This is a genomic window from Pseudomonas sp. PH1b (genome assembly GCF_000633395.1).
GTDB lineage: Bacteria > Pseudomonadota > Gammaproteobacteria > Pseudomonadales > Pseudomonadaceae > Aquipseudomonas.
In genome coordinates, this window is sequence record NZ_AYMU01000003.1 from 197,251 (window position 1) to 215,070 (window position 17,820).

The following is a 17,820-nucleotide window of genomic DNA, read 5'->3' on the forward strand; positions in this document are numbered from 1 at the left end:
GCTGTTCTACAAGGCTTGCCTTGAAGGGTAGAATGCGGGAAATCAGGAAGAGTCAATGAGCGAACACATCCTCTCAGAAGCCGAATACGACGCCATTACCCAAGCTGCGGCGCAATGGTGCATGCGCCTGCATGAAGCCGACTGCAGCGATGCGGAGCGTCTGGCCTTTCAGCAATGGCATGATGCCGACCCCGTGCACGCCTTCGAATACGAGGCGATGCGAGAAATATGGGAAGTGGCCGATCAACTGCCGCCTTCCACCCTGACCTCTTCGGTGCCGAGCAAGCCGGTGCGCCGGCGTGCCTGGCAGCATTACGGCGTGGCCGCAGCGATCGCCCTCTGCGCCCTGCCCCTGGCGGCCTACAGTGGCTGGGAGCTGGGCTGGCTGCCCTCCTCCTATGAGCGCTTCGAAGCCGGTGACAGCGTGCGCCACCTGACCCTGGCCGATGGCAGCCAGGTGGAACTGAACCTGGGCAGCACCCTGGTCTACAGCAACTACAAGCATCAACGCCGGGCCATCCTGAAAAAGGGCGAGGCCTTCTTCGAGGTCAGCCACGACAGCAGCCATCCGTTCGTGGTCAAGGCCGCCAGCGGCCAGATCAAGGTCACAGGGACCCGCTTCAACGTGTGGATGTACCAGGACCAGGTGCGAGTCACCCTGCTCCAGGGTTCGGTCCTGGTCACCAGCGACAGTGCCGCGCCCGGCGAGGGTTTTCGCCTCGAACCCGGCATGCAGGCCCGCTACAAGGCCGGCGACTACCAGCCGCAGATCAGCCAGACCTACAGCAACGACAGCTCCCTGGCCTGGCGCAGCGGCAAGCTGGTCCTGGACAACCTGTCCCTCCACGAGGCCCTGCCGCTGATCAACCGCTACCTGGACAACCCCGTGCAGGTGGCTGACAGCAACACCGGCAAGATCCGCGTCGGCGGCATCTACAACACCCGGGAAATCGGCAGCCTGCTGACCTCCCTGCCCAAGGTGCTGCCGGTGTACCTGACGCGCAACCGCGACGGCAACCCGGTGATCAACTCGCTGCCGCAGTCCCCGGCAAAAAACTGAAGGCCGCCCCGTTACCGGGGCGGCCTGCCGTCGCAGCCACTGCCTGGACTTACTGCTGCGCCAGTGGCGTCGAGTCCTTGCGCGGTTCGCTGATCACCTGCGACTGGTACTGGCCATCGGCGCGGATCTGCGCTTCGGTAAAGGGCAGCACACTCCACTGGTTCTTGGCGAACGCCTCGGTCTGATCGCGAAAGTGCGCCGAGGCCGGGTCGCTGGACAGGGAAAACGCCAGCAGTCCCAGGGCCCGCGGCCCCTGCTCGTCGAAGCTGACCACGTTCAGGTAGCTGGTGCCGCTCACCACCTCGCGCTTGCCGTCAGCCCCCGGCACGCTCTGGATGGCGTTGTACACCCCCAGGCTTTCCGGGCCGCCGGGCACCGGGGTCGGCTTTCCGCCCTGGCTCACCTGCTGGATGTCACCCCAGCGAACCTCGCTGCCCAGCCCGGCCTGCATCACTTGCTGCGCCGACGCCAGCATCGCCTCGCGCAAGGCCTGGGCCACTGGCGCACGGCTGATGGCCAGCCCCCTCGGCGTATGTTGCGGGTCCCGGGGATCGAAGGCCACGCGCCAGATGTCCGGGTTCTGCAACAGTGGCTGCATGATCCCCTGGAAATGCACGAAGCCCAGGCCCGCCTGCAAACCGGCGCTACGGTCCCAGGTCTTGAGGCTGGAACACAGCGACGCCAGTCGCTCGGCGTCCTGCCCCAGGTCCTGTTCGCAGAACTGCAGCAGGTCCGGCATCACCTGGCCGGCCAGGTACACCTGATCGTCGCTGACCAGGTGCTGCAGATCGCTGGGCCGGGCCTGGTGCAGGCGACTCAGGCGATCCAGGGCAAAGCGTGCGCGCATCTTCAGGGGCACGTCCTGCTGGCTGATCACCGGCGAAAAGCCCTGCAGCGGCGCCGCCGGGTTGACCATCCAGGCCGAGTCGTTGGAATGCTGCAAGTAGTCGTTGCGGGCCAGCTGCGGCAACTGGCTGGCGGCGAAGATGCCCGGCTGGGCCGCCGCCGGGTCGATATCCCAGGCGCAGGCACTGCGGGAGCCATCAAGCACGATGACCTGGGTGCCCGCCCGAGGGTCGCTGCACAGCGCCAGCTTGGCCGGGGTGACGTTGGGCACCACGGACTGGTTCATGTACAGGGCGCGGCCCTGGTCATCCACTGCCAGGGTGTTGACCCAGGGGATGCCCTGCAGCTGGTGCACGCTGTCCTGCAGCCCGGCGACGCTGGCGGCCTGGTTCATCGCGTACCACTGGGCCAGCACCCGGGTGTTGTCCAGGTTGGCGTCCCGCAGGCTGTAGGCGTACTGGCGGTCCCAATCCAGCTCACCGGGCCATTGCACGATGGGGCCAAAGGCCGAGCTGTAGAGGGTTCGCGACACGCTCTGCAACTGGCCGTCGGGGCCTTTGCTCTGCACGCTGACCGTCTGGCGTTCCAGGGGCAGCGAGCGGCCATCCAGCAGGTAGCGGGTCGGATCCTTCGGGTCCAGTTGCAGGCGGTACAGGGTGAAGTGCTTGGAAGCGTCCACCGTATGGGTCCAGGCCAGGTGCTGGTTGAAGCCGATATTGATCAGCGGCAGGCCGGGCAAGGCCGCGCCCATCACGTCCAGTTGCCCGGGGATGGTCAGGTGCATTTGATAGAAGCGCATACCGCCGACCCAGGGAAAGTGCGGGTTGGCCAGCAGCAGGCCACGGCCGTTGAACGAACGCTCGCTGCCGATGGCCACCGCATTGCTGCCACGGTCCAGGGCAAAACGCTGCTGGCGTGCCGCCGCCAGTTGCCAGCGGTTGTCCGCCCGCGCAGCCTGCGCCATGGCCCCCGGTGGCGTGGCACCGGCCAGGGCCTCGGCGAACTGGCCGGCGCCGCCTTCCACCAGCAGGCGCCGGGTCAGCTTGACCAGGTCGGCGCTGGTCAGCGGCCGCACCCACTCACCCTGGCACTGTTGCGGCAGGCCCTGGGCCCGGCGCTCGGCCAACTGGCGGTTGTAGCCGTCGACATAACCCAGCATGCGCTCGCGCACCGCCGGGGTCTGCGCCTGCCAGAAGCCGGCCACCGCCTGCGGGGTGTTCAGCCAACTGAAAAACACATCGCTGCTGAGGTTGTCACGCTGCTCCAGGGTCTGGCCCTCGGCGCCAAAATATTTCGCCCGCTCGGCGTTCACCGTCAGCACTTCATTGGCCATCAGGCACAGGTTGTCCTGGGCATAGGCGTAACCGATGCCATACCCCAGGCCGCGTTCGTCGGCCGCGCGAATGTGCGGCACCCCAAAGCTGGTGCGGCGAATCTCGGCACGGGTCTGCTCGGGCTGCGCCAGCGCGAAGGCGCCACCACTGAGGCTGAGAAACAGGGCTGCAAGGCAAAAATTCGGTAACTGCCTGGAAATGATCACGCCGACTCCTGATGCAAAAGAACAGAACCAGGACTGGCGTGCAGGGCGCGGGGGAGCAATGCCGCCAGTCTGGGAATCAGCCGCGCACGGATGATCCGGCGCCTGCCTGCCCATAAAGACGAAGTCGAAGGAGAAAAATTAGCCCAGCGCGGCGCCAAACGATGCGCCGTGACATGTCAGCGACTTGATACCGACAAATTTTCTACATCTGCCGCCTCATGATTTGCCGTGCTCGTTCGTCTAGTAACTAGAGCACCCATCATTCTTTTCCTGATCAGGCTCTGATAAGGAGTTTTTGCATGTACAACCAGCAACTGCCAATGGACGGCAACACCGTGAACAATCCGCCTTCCCTGAATGCCGGCGCCGGTGTCTTCGGCAAGAACGCCGAGCGCAACAGTAACGATCGCATCAAGCACCTGCTGAAAAGCTTCGGCCTGCGCACCAGCCTGATACGCCTGAAAGTCATCGACGCACTGCTCACAGCAGCCCAGAGCGAACGCTCGCTGGGGGTACGCGGCATCCACAGCCAACTGCTGGAGCTGGATATTCCCCTGTCGTTTCTAAGCGTGCGGGAAGTGTTGAAGCGGCTGTGCAGCGAAGGTGTCATCACCCTCAACCCGGACAAGAGCTACAGCCTGCACCAGCAGGCCGCAGCGGTCCTCGACGGCCTCGCCTGAGGCCGTCAGGCCCGGCTCAGGGCTTGACCTTGCGACGCATCACGCCGTTGATCACCACCACGATCACCGCCACCGCGATGGCGATGTACTGGAAGGTCTTTTCACTGATGACCCCGTGATTCTGCAGGTAGGAAAGGCCAAGCATGGTTCCCAGTACCACCAGGGAAATCAGAATCGAGTATTTCAAACGTTGTGACTGAGTCATTGCCGGGTCCTGAAGCTGAAAATTGTATCTGCTGTGTATCAAGAACGATGCCAAGCCCATACCCGGATTCGGGGATGGAGCGGGGAAATCGGGGTCACATGGTACAGGCGCAAAGGAGTTTTTTCTGCCTTTGTCGACCTGCCCTGTTCCCGAGTGCTTGAGGATTGAGAAATGCTTCGTCGAATCACACTGCTGATTCCCCTGCTGGCCCTGCTGACCCTGTCGGGCTGCATCATCATGCCCCGCGATGGCGGGCACCATCGCTATTACGACGCAGGCCCTGGCTACTACCACCGCTGAGTCATCCGGCCAGTGCACCGGCCACCCCGCCCCCACAAACAACGCCCGCCCCGCCGCGGGCGTTTTGCCGATTGCCCCAGCCACATTCATGGACGCCTGGCATGGCTGCCCGGACGGGCAAACACTTCCACCAGCCAATCGATGAACACCCGCACTCGGGTAGACAGGTGCCGCTGGGGCGGGTAAAGCGCGGTCAAGGGCAGCGCCGGCGGCGGAAAAGCCTCCAGCACTTCCTGCAAGGTCCCGGCCTGCAACTCTCGGGCAACGTGATAGTAGGGTGTCTGTACCAACCCGTAACCGGCTTCGCAGGCGGCCAGGTAGCCATCGGCGCTGTTGACCGCTACCTGCTTGGGCAGCTCGACCGGGCGCAACTCATCGCCAAAGAAGAACTCCAGGCCATAGCGCTTGCCACTGACGCTGGAGAAATACTCCACCACCCGGTGCCCCTCCAGGGCGTCCGGCGACTGGGGAGTGCCGTACTGGCGCAAGTAGCCGGGGCTGGCACAGGTCACCTGCTGCAACTGCGCCAGCGGCCGCGCCACCAGGCTCTCATCCAGGGCGGGGCCGCCTCTGAGGGCACAGTCGACGCCTTCGCGGACCAGGTCCACCGGACGGTCGTTGAGGCCGATCTCCAGCTCGATCAACGGATAGCGGGTGGAGAACTCCGGCAGCGCCGGAATCACGATCAGCCGGCCGATACCGGCCGGCATGTCGACGCGCAAGGTGCCCCGGGGGTTGTGCCGAGCCAGCGAAAAAGCCGCCTCGGTCTCTTCCAGGTCCGCCAGCAGGCGCACACAACGCTGGTAGTAGGCCGCTCCATCCAGGGTCGGGCTGACCTGCCGGGTGGTGCGATGCAGCAGTTGCACCCCTAGGTGGGCCTCTAGCTGCTTGATCAGGATGGTCACCGAAGCTCGGGGCAGTTGCAGGCTGTCGGCAGCCCGGGCAAAGCCGCCGAGCTCGACGATCCGGGTGAAGACGCGCATGGCGTTGAAACGGTCCATGAAAGGCCACTCGAAGATTGTTTGGAAAATCCAAATAGTGATAGTGCTTTTAGCCGGTTTATCGGCTTTTTGTCGAGTAGCACAATGAACGCTCTTTCCCCTACTCCGGAGTCATCGACGATGCGCACTCGACAACTGGGCCACAACGGCCCGCAGGTTTCCGCGATTGGCCTGGGCTGCATGGGCATGAGCGATTTCTACACCACCGGCAGTGATCCGCGGGAATCCATCGCCACCCTGCACCGCGCCCTGGAACTGGGCGTCAGCCTGCTGGACACCGCCGACATGTACGGCCCCCACAGCAACGAAGAACTGATCGGCCAGGCGATTCGCGGCAAGCGCCAGCAGGTGTTCCTCGCCAGCAAGTTCGGCATCGTCCGCGATCCGGCCAACCCTGGCGCCCGTGGGGTCGATGGCCGCCCTGAGTACATTCGCGCCGCCATCGACGGCAGCCTGCGCCGCCTGGGCGTGGAAACCCTGGACCTGTACTACCAGCACCGGGTCGATCCGGAGGTGGCCATCGAGGAAACCGTCGGCGCCATGGCTGAGCTGGTCAAGGCTGGCAAGGTACGCTACCTGGGCCTGAGCGAGGCTTCGGCAGCCACTCTGGAGCGGGCGCACAAGGTGCACCCCATCAGCGCCCTGCAAAGTGAATACTCGCTGTGGAGCCGCGACCAGGAAGACAACGGCTGCCTCGCCGCCTGCCAGCGCCTGGGGATTGCCTTCGTGCCCTACAGCCCCCTGGGCCGGGGGTTTCTCACCGGTGCCCTGAAAAGCCCGGACGACTTTGCCGCCGACGATTACCGGCGTTTCAGCCCGCGCTTCCAGGGTGAGAACTTCCAGCGCAACCTGCGCCTGGTGAAGCAGGTGCAGCAACTAGCCGCGGACAAGGGCGTGAGCGCCGGGCAACTGGCCCTGGCCTGGGTACTGGCCCAGGGCGACTACCTGATCCCGATTCCCGGCACCAAGCAACGGCGTTATCTGGAAGAGAACGTGGCAGCGCTGGACATTCATCTGAATCCGAGCGAGCTGGAGTCCCTGGAGCAGATTTTCAGCCCGCAGACGACGTCCGGCTCGCGCTATGCCGAGGAAGTGATGGCGTTGCTGGATCGTTGAGGCAAAACCGCGAGGGAGCGCTCGAAGGGTGAACGCTGCCTCGCTGCAGAGACCGGATCGAGCGATCAGGCCTTGGCGGAGACGTTCTTGTCGGTCACCGTGGTGCCGTTGCCCTTGCCGTAGTTCTGCAGGCCCTGGAGTACGTAGATGGCTTTCTTGTACTCGGGAATCAGGTAGTTGGCGTACTTGTTGCCCTTGAGGTTGTTGCTCTGAATATCCTCGAGCTTCATGGCGAAGTACTCCAAAGCATTGAATGACTGCTCCGGATCCTTGGGAATCCCAAAACGATCGAACTGATCACCAGCATTGATCAGGTTCAACGCCGTCACATCACTGATCAGGCCATTGTTCTTGAGGAAAGTACTCATGCCTCCCAGGGACTTGGACGTGACATTGGTTGGATCGAAGCCCTTGATCTGTTTGTGCAGCTTCAGCTCGTCCATCTTGCGGGTATTGAGCACTGTTGGATCGCTGCCCACCAGGGCCAGCATTTGCCGGACTTTGACGCTCTGCGATACAGGCTTGCTGGAGCGGGTACCGCCATCCTCGCGAACCAGCAGGCCAGCCTTGCTGGTCCAACCACCGACGTATCCGATTGCCATGCCTTCACTCCTGTGCCGCCCTTGCCCCTTTGCGCCCCCTCCAACACCGCGCGTGAACGCTTGCGAAGGCTCTGCAATGGACGTAAGAGCGAATTGATTCATTTGACTGGGCGCCAGTATCCACGCCCGAACTACGCACCAACAACGATTTATTTCCGATACTTACAAATATTGTACATTTTCGACACATTTCCTTGAAAGCCCCAATTCGGTGGGTTTCAACACTGCAACTGAAACACAAGCGTCAACTGTATCCACAGGTGCCTACTCAGAGGTGCTGGGTTTTTAGGCAGCGCCAACCTGATTGGTCAATAGCTCGGCGCCGGCAGGCTCGACGCTGAATGTGACTTTTTTGCACGATCGTACTAAAGCCAAGCATGCTTGCGCCGACACCTTGTGGATGCCCTGAAAAGGCTCACGACCCGAATAATAAAAACGCTCGGAAAGGACAGGCCCCATGCCCGCTTTGCGCACGATTCAAGCCCGCTACACGCTGTTTCTGGTCCTGTTCATTGTCTTGATGCTGGTACTTACGGTGACCGGCATCAGCCAACTGGTCGCCCCCAAGCTGCGGCATACCGAAGAACAGGTGGTCCTCAACCGCATCGCCGAAGTGGCGCAGCGCATCCAGGGCGAACTGCACAAGGTCCAGGCCCAGCAACGCAGCATCACCCAGACCATTCCCCTGCTCGACAGCGACAGCATCGACAAGGTCCTGCCGGGCCTGGTGGACCAGTACGGCGAACAGAAAGTCTTCGGCGGCGGCATCTGGCCCCTGCCCGGCCAGCGCACCCCGGGCCGCACCAAGCACAGCACCTTCTGGCACCGCGACGCCTCCGGCAAGCTGGTGGTCAACGGCTTCTGGAACAGCGACCCGGCGCCCAACTACTACGAGCAGACCTGGTACCGCGGCGGCCTGCAGACCACCCCCGGCCAGTGTGCCTGGGCCGCAGCCTACAAGGACGACGCCAGCGCCGAGCCGCGGACCAACTGCGCCATGGCCATCCAGCGCGACGGCCAGCCCTGGGGCGTGGCCACCATCGACGTGACCCTGGGCTTCTTCAACGAGCTGGTGGCCCGCCAGGAGAAAGCCCTCAACGCCCAGATGCTGATCGTCGAGGCCGACGGCAAGATCATCAGCAACAGCTCGCGGATCAATGGCCAGATCGTCCTCAAGAACATCCGCGACCTGAGCAGCGGCTCGCCATTCGCCGCCCAGGTCCAGGCCGCCCTGGCCCGGCACGACAGCGGTGCGCAGCGCGCCGAGTTCGATAATGCCGGGGTGCCCAGCACCTTTTTCATCAGCGCCATCCAAGGCACGCCCTGGTTTCTCGCCAGCGTCCTGCCGACCCAGTTGCTCACGGCCCAGCGCGATGAGGTGCTGAGCACCCTGAGCCTGTTGCAGATTCCCATGGTGATCCTGCTGGTGCTGCTGCAGATCTATGCGATCCGCCAACTGGTGCAGCGGATGAAGGTCCTCAAGGGCAATATCGACGCCCTGGCCACCGGCGACGCCGACCTGACCCGGCGCATCACCATCCGCGCCGAGGATGAACTGGGGGCCATCGGCCATTCGGTCAACCGCTTCATCCAGTACCTGCAGGGCATGATCGGCGAAGTCACCCAGGCCACCACGGCCATGGCCGGCAGTCTCGAACAGTTGCAGCAGAGTTCGGCCCACAGCCAGCAGATTCTCCTGCGTCATGCCTCGGAAACCGACCAGACGGTGACCGCCATCACCCAGATGAGCAGCACCGCCGACAGCGTCGCCGCCAACGCGGCACAGACCGCCGACTTCACCCGTCGCGCCAACGAGCATGCGGAGCGTTCGCGGGTGGTGGTGGGCGAAGCCTCCGGCAGCGTCATCGCGCTGATCGACGAGGTCGCCGAGGCCACCCACCAGGTCGAAGCCATGCAGGCCGACGCCCAGCGCATCACCGAGGTCCTCGGGGTGATCGGCGCCATCGCCGGGCAGACCAACCTGCTGGCCCTGAATGCCGCCATCGAGGCCGCCCGGGCCGGGGAACAGGGGCTCGGTTTCGCGGTGGTCGCCGATGAGGTGCGTGCCCTGGCCGGGCGGACCCAGGACAGTACCTCGCAGATCAACGAAATGCTGGCCCGCCTGACCCAGGGCGTGAGCGCCTCGGTAAGCGCCATGGAGAACACCCAGAGCAGTTGCCAGTCCGCGGCGGATGCCACGGCACGGGTCAACAGCGGCCTGGACCAGATGGCCGACTCGGTCAGCCAGATCAACAGCCTCAGCACCCAGATCGCTACCGCCGCCGAACAGCAGAGCGCGGTGACCGAGGAGATCAACCGCAGCATGGTGAGCATCCGACACATGGTCGAGGAACTGGTGCAAAGCGCCCGGGCCGGTGAAAGCAACACCCAGAGCCTGTTGCAGGCCAACGCCCAGGTCAGCCACTTGATGGGCCGCTTCAAAGTCCGCTGAACGGTCTGCCCCCGTCGCTGGCAAGGCGCCACGGCGGGGCTATATTTGCAGCCTCCGGTCACAAGGAAGTGGGGTGCATCATGGGTCAGCGCCAGACACACCTGTTGCAAGAGCAGATCAGCCATGAGCTGTTCATCCAGGCCAGCATCGACACCGTCTACTACTACGTGACCCAGCCGGATCGCTGGCCGGAATGGCACCCCAGTTCCCTGCGGGCCGATACCGGCCTGTGCGGTTCCCTGCCCGCCGGCCATCGTTTCAGTGAGGTCCTGGATTTGCTCGGGGTCCAAATGCCCCTGAGCCACCGGGTGCTCAGCGCAGTTTTTCCCAAGGAGTTCAAGACCGTCTTCAGCTCCACCGCGCTGGACGGCTCGGTGCTCTTCCAACTGAGCAAGCTGAGCGATGGCACGCTGTTCAGGCGCACCCTGAGCTATGCCACCGACCTGCAACTGAGCGGCCTGCGAACCCGCATGGAGCGACTCTCGGCGCAAGCCATGGCCAACCTCAAGCAGCACCTGGAAACCCCAGGCAACTGAGGGCAAGCCGTCAGGCGTGTCTGCCTCGCCCCTGTACCGCTGCAACCGAGCGGTGCCCTAACGCTCGCAAATCCATCTCCGTTCCAGGCCACCGAGGCCACGGCGCAGCCATTGAGCCGGCCCGTGCAGCCCTGGGCCTGAAGCCCTGGGCTGACAATTATGTAACCTGAACCTCAGTTTGCTGACAGCCACCGTTGATTAGCCTGGCAACCAATCTGCAATTCCAGGACTGACGGGGCTCTATCGGCATGCATGGCAATCCAACAAGACGCAGTGTGATCAAAGGCCTGGCCGCCGGTGCGGTACTGACCGGCAGCGGACTCTGGCGGCAACCAGTGTGGGCCCAGGACAGCGGCAGCTACCCCCAGCAACTGAGCGGCCGCCAGTTCGACCTGTTCATAGCTCAAACACCGGTCAACTTCACCGGCAGCCCGCGCACCGCCATGACGATCAACGGGGGCCTGCCCGGCCCCTTGCTGCGCTGGCGCGAAGGCGACACCGTGACCATCCGTGTGCACAACCGCCTCGACCAGGACACCTCCATCCACTGGCACGGCATTCTCCTGCCGGCCAACATGGATGGGGTGCCGGGGCTGAGCTTCCACGGCATCGCACCGGATGGCCTCTACGAATACCGCTTCCAGGTACGGCAGAACGGCACCTACTGGTACCACAGCCATTCCGGGCTGCAGGAGCAGGCCGGGGTCTACGGCCCCCTGGTGATCGATGCCCGTGAACCGGAACCCTTCAAGTACGACCGCGAACAGGTGGTGATGCTCAGCGACTGGAGCGACCAGGCACCGGAACGCCTGATGCACATCCTGAAAAAGCAGTCCGGCTACTTCAACCAGCACAAACGCACTGTTGGCGACTTTATCGAGGATGTCAGCCGCGACGGCTGGGCCGCCACCGTCGCCGATCGCAAGATGTGGGCCGAAATGAAGATGAGCCCCACCGACCTGGCCGATGTCAGCGGCGCCACCTACAGCTACCTGCTCAATGGCCAGACTCCCGGCAGTAACTGGACCGGGCTATTCCGGCCGGGGGAAACCCTGCGCTTGCGCTTGATCAATGGCTCGGCCATGACCTACTTCGATGTCCGGATTCCCGGACTGAAAATGACCGTGGTCGCCGCCGATGGCCAATACGTGCATCCGGTCAGCGTCGACGAACTGCGCATTGCCGTGGCCGAAACCTACGATGTGCTGGTCGAGCCGGGCCGGGAGCCGGCCTATACCCTCTTCGCCCAGTCCATGGACCGTAGCGGCTATGCCCGCGGCACTCTCGCCGTGCACCAGGGCCTCAGCGCGCCGGTTCCGGCCCTGGACCCGCGTCCGCTGATCAGCATGGCCGACATGGGCATGGACCACAGCAGCATGGCGGGCATGGACCACGGTGCCTCAGCCGGCATCGGCGAGCTGCAGAGCATGGATCAGGAGCAGATGGCCGGCATGGACCACAGCGCCCCGTCCAGGATCGACAGCATGCCGAACATGGACCACAGCCAGATGGCCGGCATGAACCATGGAGCAATGAGCGGCATGGCCCCGATGCAGTCCCATCCGGCATCGGAAAGCGGCAACCCGCTGGTGGACATGCAAACCATGAGCCCTGCGCCCAAGCTCGCCGACCCGGGCATCGGCCTGCGCAACAACGGTCGACGGGTCCTGACCTATGCCGACCTGCGCAGTACCTTCGACGATCCCGATGGCCGTGAGCCAAGCCGCACCATCGAGCTGCACCTGACCGGGCACATGGAGAAGTTCGCCTGGTCCTTCGACGGCATCAAGTTCAGCGATGCCCAGCCCTTGCGCCTGACCTACGGCGAGCGGGTGCGCATCACCCTGGTCAACGACACCATGATGACCCACCCCATCCACCTGCACGGGGTCTGGAGCGATCTGGAGGATGAGCAAGGGCGTTTCCTGGTGCGCAAGCACACCATCGACATGCCTCCAGGCACCCGGCGCAGCTATCGGGTCACCGCCGACGCCCTGGGCCGCTGGGCCTATCACTGCCACCTGCTGTTCCACATGGAGATGGGCATGTTCCGCGAAGTACGAATCGAGGAAGCGAGGGTCCCGGCATGAAGCTCACACTCTCCCGACTCTTGCCCGGGGCCCTGCTCGGCCTCGGCTTGTGCAGCGCCCAGGCCGCCGACCATCGGCCAGCCTCCGGTGCCGGCGAACAGCTGCAGATGAACACAATGGCCGACGATGGCTGGCAGGCCATGGACAGCGCCCCGGCGCGCAGCACCTCGCGCACGCCGATACCGACACCGACCGATGCCGATCGCCGGGCCGCCTTTCCCGAAGTGTCCGGGCATGGCGTGCATGACAAGGCCATCAACTCGTTCTGGCTGCTCAATCAGCTGGAGTACCAGGACGCCGACCAGGGCAGCGCCCTGGCCTGGGAATTGAACGGCTGGGTCGGTGGCGACATCGATCGCCTGTGGCTGCGCAGCGAAGGCGAACGCAGCGCGGGGGTCACCGAAAAAGCCGAACTCGAGGCCCTCTGGGGACTCGCCATCGGCCCCTGGTGGGATCTGGTTGGTGGCGTGCGCCAGGACTTCAAGCCCGGTTCGCCGCAGACCTGGGCCGCGTTCGGCCTGCAAGGCATGGCCCTGTACAACTTCGAGAGCCAGGCCACCTTCTATATAGGCGAAGCTGGCCAGACCGCCCTGCGCCTCAAGGGCGACTACGACATCCTGCTGAGCAACCGGCTGATCCTGCAACCCACAGCCGAGGTCAACCTCTACAGCCGCAACGACCCGCAGCGCGGCAGCGGCTCCGGGCTGGCGCAAACCGAAGCCGGCCTGCGCCTGCGTTATGAACTGCACCGCCAGTTTGCGCCTTATGTGGGGGTGACCTGGAACCGCAGCTATGGCAGTACCGCCGACTATCGCCACGAAGAAGGCGAAAAGCGCAGCGAGGCGCGCTGGGTCCTGGGCCTGCGCCTGTGGTTCTGAGCCTGTACCCCGCACCTCAACAGCAATCCCCCACCTCTCTCCCTTGTCGTCAGGAGCCTTGCATGCCCTACCTGAAAAAACTCAGCCTTGTTCTCGGCTGCTCACTGCTGTTGGCCGGAATCGCCCAGGCCCACCCGAAACTGCTGTCCTCGCTGCCCAGCGAAGGCGCTCGCGGCCCTGCGCCGGAACGCATCGAACTGAAGTTTTCGGAAAGCCTCACCCCGGCCTTCTCTGGCGCCCGGCTGATGATGACCGCCATGCCCGGCATGGCTCACCCACCGATGCCGATCAAGGCCGGCATCGCGCCGGGCAGCGACCCCAAGACCATGATCATCACCCCGGCCAGCCGCCTGGCAGCCGGTGGCTACAAGGTCGAATGGCGGGCGGTTTCCGCCGACACCCACCCGATCACCGGTGCCGTTACCTTTACCGTGGATTGAGCTATGGACCCTGCCATCACCATCGGCCTGCGCCTGGCCCTGTACCTGGACCTGATGCTGCTGTTCGGCCTGCTGCTCTTTCACACCCCCACAGCCTGCCAGTCGCGGCACCTGCAACGCCTGGTGCCGGGCCTGGCGCTGCTTGGCCTGCTGCTATCGCTGGCCGCCATGCTGCAGCTGGCCCTGGACCTCAGCGGCTTGAGCCACGTCAGCGAGTTGCAGGCCCAGACGCTGTGGATGCTGTGGACGCAAACCGCCGTCGGCCAGAGCTGGGGCGTACGCCTGCTGATGCTGCTGGCGGTCCTGGCCCTGGCCGGCCATGCCCGGGCATCCCTCCGACGCTGGATCGCGCTCGGCTGCGCAGGCATCGCCCTGGCGACCCTGGCCTGGGCCGGGCATGGCGCCATGAGCGAAGGGACGCGCCATGTCCTGCACCTGTTCAACGACATCCTCCACCTGTGGGCGGCCGGAGCCTGGATCGGCGCGTTGGCCGCATTCCTCCTGCTGCTGTACAGCCGGGCCCCGGCCGACGAAGCACAGGTGCGCCTGCTGGCCAGTCGCCTCAGGGGGTTCGAGCAGGCCGGTGGGCTGATCGTGTTCAGCCTGCTGCTGAGTGGGGTACTCAATCACCTGCTGGTCAGTGGCCCGGAGTTCATCACCCTGCAGGACGGCCTCTATGGCTCGCTGTTGCTGCTCAAGCTACTGCTGTTCGCCGTCATGCTCGCGCTCGCCGCACTCAACCGCTGGCAGCTGACACCCCAACTGCAGCGCTCGATCCAAAGCGGCGACCACCGGGCAGCGATCGCCGCCCTGCGCCGCAGCCTGACACTGGAGGCATCGTTGGCAGTACTGGTGCTCTGCCTGGTGGCCTGGCTGGGCACCCTGAGCCCGACCAGCGCCCGCAGTTGATTGGTATAACTTTGATACACAAGCCTCGCTCCTGGCGCGTTAAAAACCGCAAAATGCATGACGATCCACCCGGGCCTCCCGGGCCTTCTCTTTCGCTCAACACGAGACACTGCATGAAACACTCCCTGCGTCTGGCGGCCTTGTCCGCACTGTTCCTCACCTCCCTGGCCCAGGCAGGCGACTTGATCCCCATCGACGTGCACCGGGACGCCAACTGCGGCTGCTGCAAGAAATGGATCGAGCACCTGCAGGACAACGGCTTTGCCGTCACCGACCATGTGGAGGACAACATGAGCGCGGTCAAGCAGCGCCTGGGCGTCGCGCCCCGCCTGGGCTCCTGCCACACCGCGGTGATCGACGGCAAGTTCGTCGAGGGCCACGTGCCCGCCGAACAGGTGCTGGCCCTGCGCAAGCGCGACGACCTGCTGGGCATCGCTGCCCCGGGCATGCCCATGGGCTCGCCCGGCATGGAAATGGACGGCATGGGCGCCGACGCATTCCAGGTCATCGGCCTGACCCGTGAAGGCCGGGACGTAGTGGTCGCGGACTACCCGGCCCGTTGATCCTCGGCGCCTACTTCAGCCTGTTCGGGGCGGCGTTCATTGCCGCCACCCTGCTGCCCCTGCAATCGGAAGCGCTGCTGGTAGGGTTGCTGCTCAACAGTCAGGCCGCCGTCCTCGGCCTGTGGCTGGTGGCGACCCTGGGCAATGTGCTGGGCTCCCTGGTCAACTGGTGGCTGGGGCTGCGCCTCGAACACTACAAGGACCGTCGCTGGTTCCCGGTCAGCCCGCGCCACCTGGAACGGGCCCGGGTGCATTACCAGCGCTGGGGCCACTGGTCGCTGCTGCTGAGCTGGATGCCGGTGATCGGCGATCCGCTGACCCTGGTGGCCGGGGTGATGGGCGAGCCGCTCAAGCGCTTCGTGCTGATCGTCACCCTGGCCAAGGGCCTGCGCTATGCGCTGCTGGTGTGGCTGACCCTGGGCTGGATCGGCTGACCCTGAGCCCGTTACCTGGCGGGGCTGCAACCCCTGCCGCGGCTTGAGCCCACCACTCCTGCGACCCCGTTGAACCTTTGGCGGCCGGGGCTGCCTGTGCTTAACGTTGCCCTAATCGCACCATTCCAGCATCGCCCACACCCTCAGGAGTGCTTCCATGTTGCCCATTGCCCCTCGTTGGCTGAGCCCCCTGCTGCTGACCATGGCCCTGCCTGCCCTGGGGGCCGAGGCGCCGGTCTACGGCCCGCAGTTGCAGGGCTTCGCCTACCCCTATGCGTTGCAGCACTTCGATTTCCAGTCTCAGGGCCAGTCCCTGCAGATGGGCTACATGGACGTCCCGGCCAAGGCGCCGGCCAATGGCCGCAGCCTGGTGCTGATGCACGGCAAGAACTTCTGCGGCGCCACCTGGGACAGCTCGATCAAGGCCCTGAGCACCGCTGGCTACCGGGTGATAGTCCCGGACCAGATCGGCTTCTGCAGCTCCAGCAAACCCGAGCACTACCAATACAGCTTCCAGCAACTGGCGCAGAACACCCATCAACTGCTGGACCACCTGGGAATCGACCAGGCCAGCCTGCTCGGGCACTCCACCGGCGGCATGCTGGCTACCCGCTATGCCCTGCAGTACCCGGACCAGGTGCAGCAACTGGCCCTGGTCAACCCCATCGGCCTGGAGGACTGGAAAGCCCTCGGCGTCCCCTGGCGCAGCGTCGACCAGTGGTATCAGCGGGAATTGCAGCAAAGCGCCGAGGGCCTGCGGGCCTACGAACAGCAGACCTACTACGCCGGGCGCTGGAAGCCCGAATACCAGCGCTGGGTGGACATGCTCACCGGGCTCAACCAGGGCCCCGGCAAGCGCCTGGTGGCATGGAATTCGGCGTTGATCTACGACATGATCTTCACCCAGCCGGTGTACTACGAGTTCCAGGACCTGAAGGTGCCGACCCTGCTGCTGATCGGCACCGCCGACAGCACCGCGATCGGCAGCGATATCGCCGCGCCCGAGGTCAAGGCGCGGATCGGCCATTACCAGGACCTGGGCCGCCAGGTGGCTAAGCGCATCCCCCACTCGACCCTGATCGAGTTCCCGGGGTTGGGCCACGCACCGCAGATGGAACAACCCGAACCCTTTCACCAGGCCCTGCTGGGCTGGTTGAAAGGTCCCTGACCGAGGAGCCCGGACATGCCCCTGCAGATTGCGGTAATCGACGATTGGCAAGACGTGGCCCGCGACGTGGTCGACTGGTCGCTGCTGCAGAACATCGGCCAGGTCAGTTTCCTCCACGACTACCCGGCGGACACCGCGACCCTGATCCAGCGCCTGCAGCCCTTTGAGGTAATCTGCGTGATGCGCGAGCGCACAACCTTCGACGAACCGCTGCTGCGCGGCCTGCCCCAGCTCAAGCTGCTGCTGACCGGCGGCATGCGCAACGCCGCCATCGACCTCCAGGCGGCCACGGCCCTGGGCATCCAGGTGTGCGGCACCGACAGCTACAAGCACGCCGCGCCGGAGCTGACCTGGGCTTTGCTCATGGCCCTGAGCCGCAACCTGGTGAACGAAGCCAACGCCCTGCGCAATGGCCACTGGCAACAGGGCCTGGGGGGCGATCTGCAGGGCAAGACCCTGGGCATCCTCGGCCTGGGCAGCATCGGTCAGCGGGTGGCGCAGTTCGGCCAGGTGTTCGGCATGCGCGTGATTGCCTGGAGCGAGAACCTTACCGCCGAGCGTGCCAGCGCTGCGGGTGTCACCTATGTCAGCAAGCAGCAGTTGTTCGAACAGGCCGATGTGCTCTCGGTGCACCTGGTGCTCAGCGAGCGCAGCCGCGGCCTGGTGGATGCCCAGGCCCTGGCCTGGATGAAGCCCCAGGCGCTGCTGGTGAACACTGCCCGGGGGCCGATCGTCGATGAAACGGCGTTGATCGCCGCCCTGGAGCAAGGTCGGCTGGCCGGCGCCGCCCTCGATGTGTTCGCCCAGGAGCCACTGCCTGCCGACCACCCCTTGCGGCGCCTGCCCAACGTCCTGGCCACGCCCCATATCGGCTACGTCAGCCAGCAGAACTACCGCCAGTTCTTTTCGCAGATGATCGAAGACGCACAAGCCTGGCACGCCGGCCAGCCGATCCGCCGGCTCAACTGAACGCCCGGGCGCGCCCCACGCTGCCCGTTTT

Annotated in this window: 17 protein-coding genes and 2 pseudogenes; 15 read left to right on the forward strand and 4 right to left on the reverse strand. The window is 64.7% G+C overall.

Features of this window, described 5'->3' with window-relative positions; genetic code table 11:
- The first annotated feature begins 55 nt into the window (after positions 1 to 55).
- Positions 56 to 1,060 carry a FecR family protein gene (locus tag U873_RS0106470; RefSeq protein ID WP_025127467.1) on the forward strand — a complete coding sequence of 335 codons (1,005 nt, stop codon included), beginning with the start codon at positions 56 to 58 and terminating at the stop codon, positions 1,058 to 1,060.
- Positions 1,061 to 1,109: 49 nt separating this feature from the next.
- Here U873_RS0106470 and U873_RS0106475 read toward each other — a convergent pair whose 3' ends face one another.
- Positions 1,110 to 3,446, reverse strand: coding sequence for an acylase (locus U873_RS0106475; RefSeq protein ID WP_025127468.1), 2,337 nt, complete (start codon positions 3,444 to 3,446; stop codon positions 1,110 to 1,112).
- Positions 3,447 to 3,745: 299 nt separating this feature from the next.
- Here U873_RS0106475 and U873_RS0106480 point away from each other — a divergent pair, with 299 nt between their 5' ends.
- Complete coding sequence (locus U873_RS0106480) at positions 3,746 to 4,126, forward strand: fe2+ zn2+ uptake regulation protein (protein ID WP_025127469.1); 381 nt, start codon at positions 3,746 to 3,748, stop codon at positions 4,124 to 4,126.
- A 16-nt stretch (positions 4,127 to 4,142) separates the two neighbouring features.
- Here U873_RS0106480 and U873_RS0106485 read toward each other — a convergent pair whose 3' ends face one another.
- Entirely contained in the window at positions 4,143 to 4,331 is a 189-nt protein-coding gene (locus U873_RS0106485; RefSeq protein ID WP_025127470.1) for a hypothetical protein, read from the reverse strand.
- Between the two features lie 171 nt (positions 4,332 to 4,502).
- Here U873_RS0106485 and U873_RS37150 point away from each other — a divergent pair, with 171 nt between their 5' ends.
- On the forward strand, positions 4,503 to 4,631 hold the full coding sequence (locus U873_RS37150; protein ID WP_256244291.1) for a hypothetical protein: 129 nt from the start codon (positions 4,503 to 4,505) through the stop codon (positions 4,629 to 4,631).
- 86 nt (positions 4,632 to 4,717) lie between these two features.
- Here U873_RS37150 and U873_RS0106495 read toward each other — a convergent pair whose 3' ends face one another.
- Entirely contained in the window at positions 4,718 to 5,632 is a 915-nt protein-coding gene (locus U873_RS0106495; RefSeq protein WP_025127471.1) for a LysR family transcriptional regulator, read from the reverse strand.
- A gap of 120 nt (positions 5,633 to 5,752) precedes the next feature.
- Between U873_RS0106495 and U873_RS0106500 the strand changes: the two genes are divergently transcribed.
- Positions 5,753 to 6,748 carry an aldo/keto reductase gene (locus tag U873_RS0106500; RefSeq protein WP_025127472.1) on the forward strand — a complete coding sequence of 332 codons (996 nt, stop codon included), beginning with the start codon at positions 5,753 to 5,755 and terminating at the stop codon, positions 6,746 to 6,748.
- Positions 6,749 to 6,813: 65 nt separating this feature from the next.
- Here the strand turns inward: U873_RS0106500 and U873_RS0106505 are convergent, their stop codons facing one another.
- Positions 6,814 to 7,350: a hypothetical protein gene (locus U873_RS0106505; protein WP_025127473.1), complete on the reverse strand. Its 537-nt coding sequence runs from the start codon at positions 7,348 to 7,350 to the stop codon at positions 6,814 to 6,816.
- A gap of 520 nt (positions 7,351 to 7,870) precedes the next feature.
- Here U873_RS0106505 and U873_RS37490 point away from each other — a divergent pair.
- From U873_RS37490 to U873_RS0106555, 11 genes and pseudogenes are all read left to right on the forward strand, one after another.
- Positions 7,871 to 8,941, forward strand: a pseudogene (locus tag U873_RS37490) (cache and HAMP domain-containing protein); the annotation flags it as partial.
- Positions 8,942 to 9,286: 345 nt separating this feature from the next.
- Positions 9,287 to 9,802 (forward strand): annotated as a pseudogene (locus U873_RS37495) (methyl-accepting chemotaxis protein); the annotation flags it as partial.
- A gap of 80 nt (positions 9,803 to 9,882) precedes the next feature.
- The gene (locus U873_RS0106515; RefSeq protein WP_025127475.1) at positions 9,883 to 10,338 is read left to right on the forward strand and encodes an SRPBCC family protein; all 456 of its coding nucleotides are present in this window, start codon (positions 9,883 to 9,885) and stop codon (positions 10,336 to 10,338) included.
- Between the two features lie 248 nt (positions 10,339 to 10,586).
- Positions 10,587 to 12,428, forward strand: a complete 1,842-nt coding sequence (locus U873_RS0106520) for a copper resistance system multicopper oxidase (protein ID WP_025127476.1) — start codon at positions 10,587 to 10,589, stop codon at positions 12,426 to 12,428.
- A complete protein-coding gene (locus U873_RS0106525; RefSeq protein WP_081818614.1) occupies positions 12,425 to 13,306 on the forward strand; it encodes a copper resistance protein B in 882 nt (293 codons plus the stop codon). Before U873_RS0106520 ends, U873_RS0106525 begins: the two co-directional genes overlap by 4 nt.
- A 62-nt stretch (positions 13,307 to 13,368) precedes the next feature.
- The gene (gene copC, locus U873_RS0106530; protein ID WP_025127478.1) at positions 13,369 to 13,746 is read left to right on the forward strand and encodes a copper homeostasis periplasmic binding protein CopC; all 378 of its coding nucleotides are present in this window, start codon (positions 13,369 to 13,371) and stop codon (positions 13,744 to 13,746) included.
- Positions 13,747 to 13,749: 3 nt separating this feature from the next.
- Positions 13,750 to 14,655 (forward strand): copper homeostasis membrane protein CopD, encoded by a 906-nt coding sequence (copD, locus tag U873_RS0106535; protein ID WP_025127479.1) that lies wholly within the window; start codon positions 13,750 to 13,752, stop codon positions 14,653 to 14,655.
- Between the two features lie 113 nt (positions 14,656 to 14,768).
- Positions 14,769 to 15,218: a DUF411 domain-containing protein gene (locus U873_RS0106540; protein ID WP_025127480.1), complete on the forward strand. Its 450-nt coding sequence runs from the start codon at positions 14,769 to 14,771 to the stop codon at positions 15,216 to 15,218.
- Positions 15,215 to 15,652, forward strand: a complete 438-nt coding sequence (locus U873_RS0106545; protein WP_025127481.1) for a YqaA family protein — start codon at positions 15,215 to 15,217, stop codon at positions 15,650 to 15,652. The genes U873_RS0106540 and U873_RS0106545 overlap by 4 nt, the downstream gene beginning before the upstream one ends.
- A gap of 157 nt (positions 15,653 to 15,809) precedes the next feature.
- Positions 15,810 to 16,820: an alpha/beta fold hydrolase gene (locus tag U873_RS0106550; RefSeq protein ID WP_029978204.1), complete on the forward strand. Its 1,011-nt coding sequence runs from the start codon at positions 15,810 to 15,812 to the stop codon at positions 16,818 to 16,820.
- A gap of 15 nt (positions 16,821 to 16,835) precedes the next feature.
- Positions 16,836 to 17,789, forward strand: coding sequence for a D-2-hydroxyacid dehydrogenase family protein (locus tag U873_RS0106555; protein WP_025127483.1), 954 nt, complete (start codon positions 16,836 to 16,838; stop codon positions 17,787 to 17,789).
- The last annotated feature ends 31 nt before the right edge of the window (positions 17,790 to 17,820 follow it).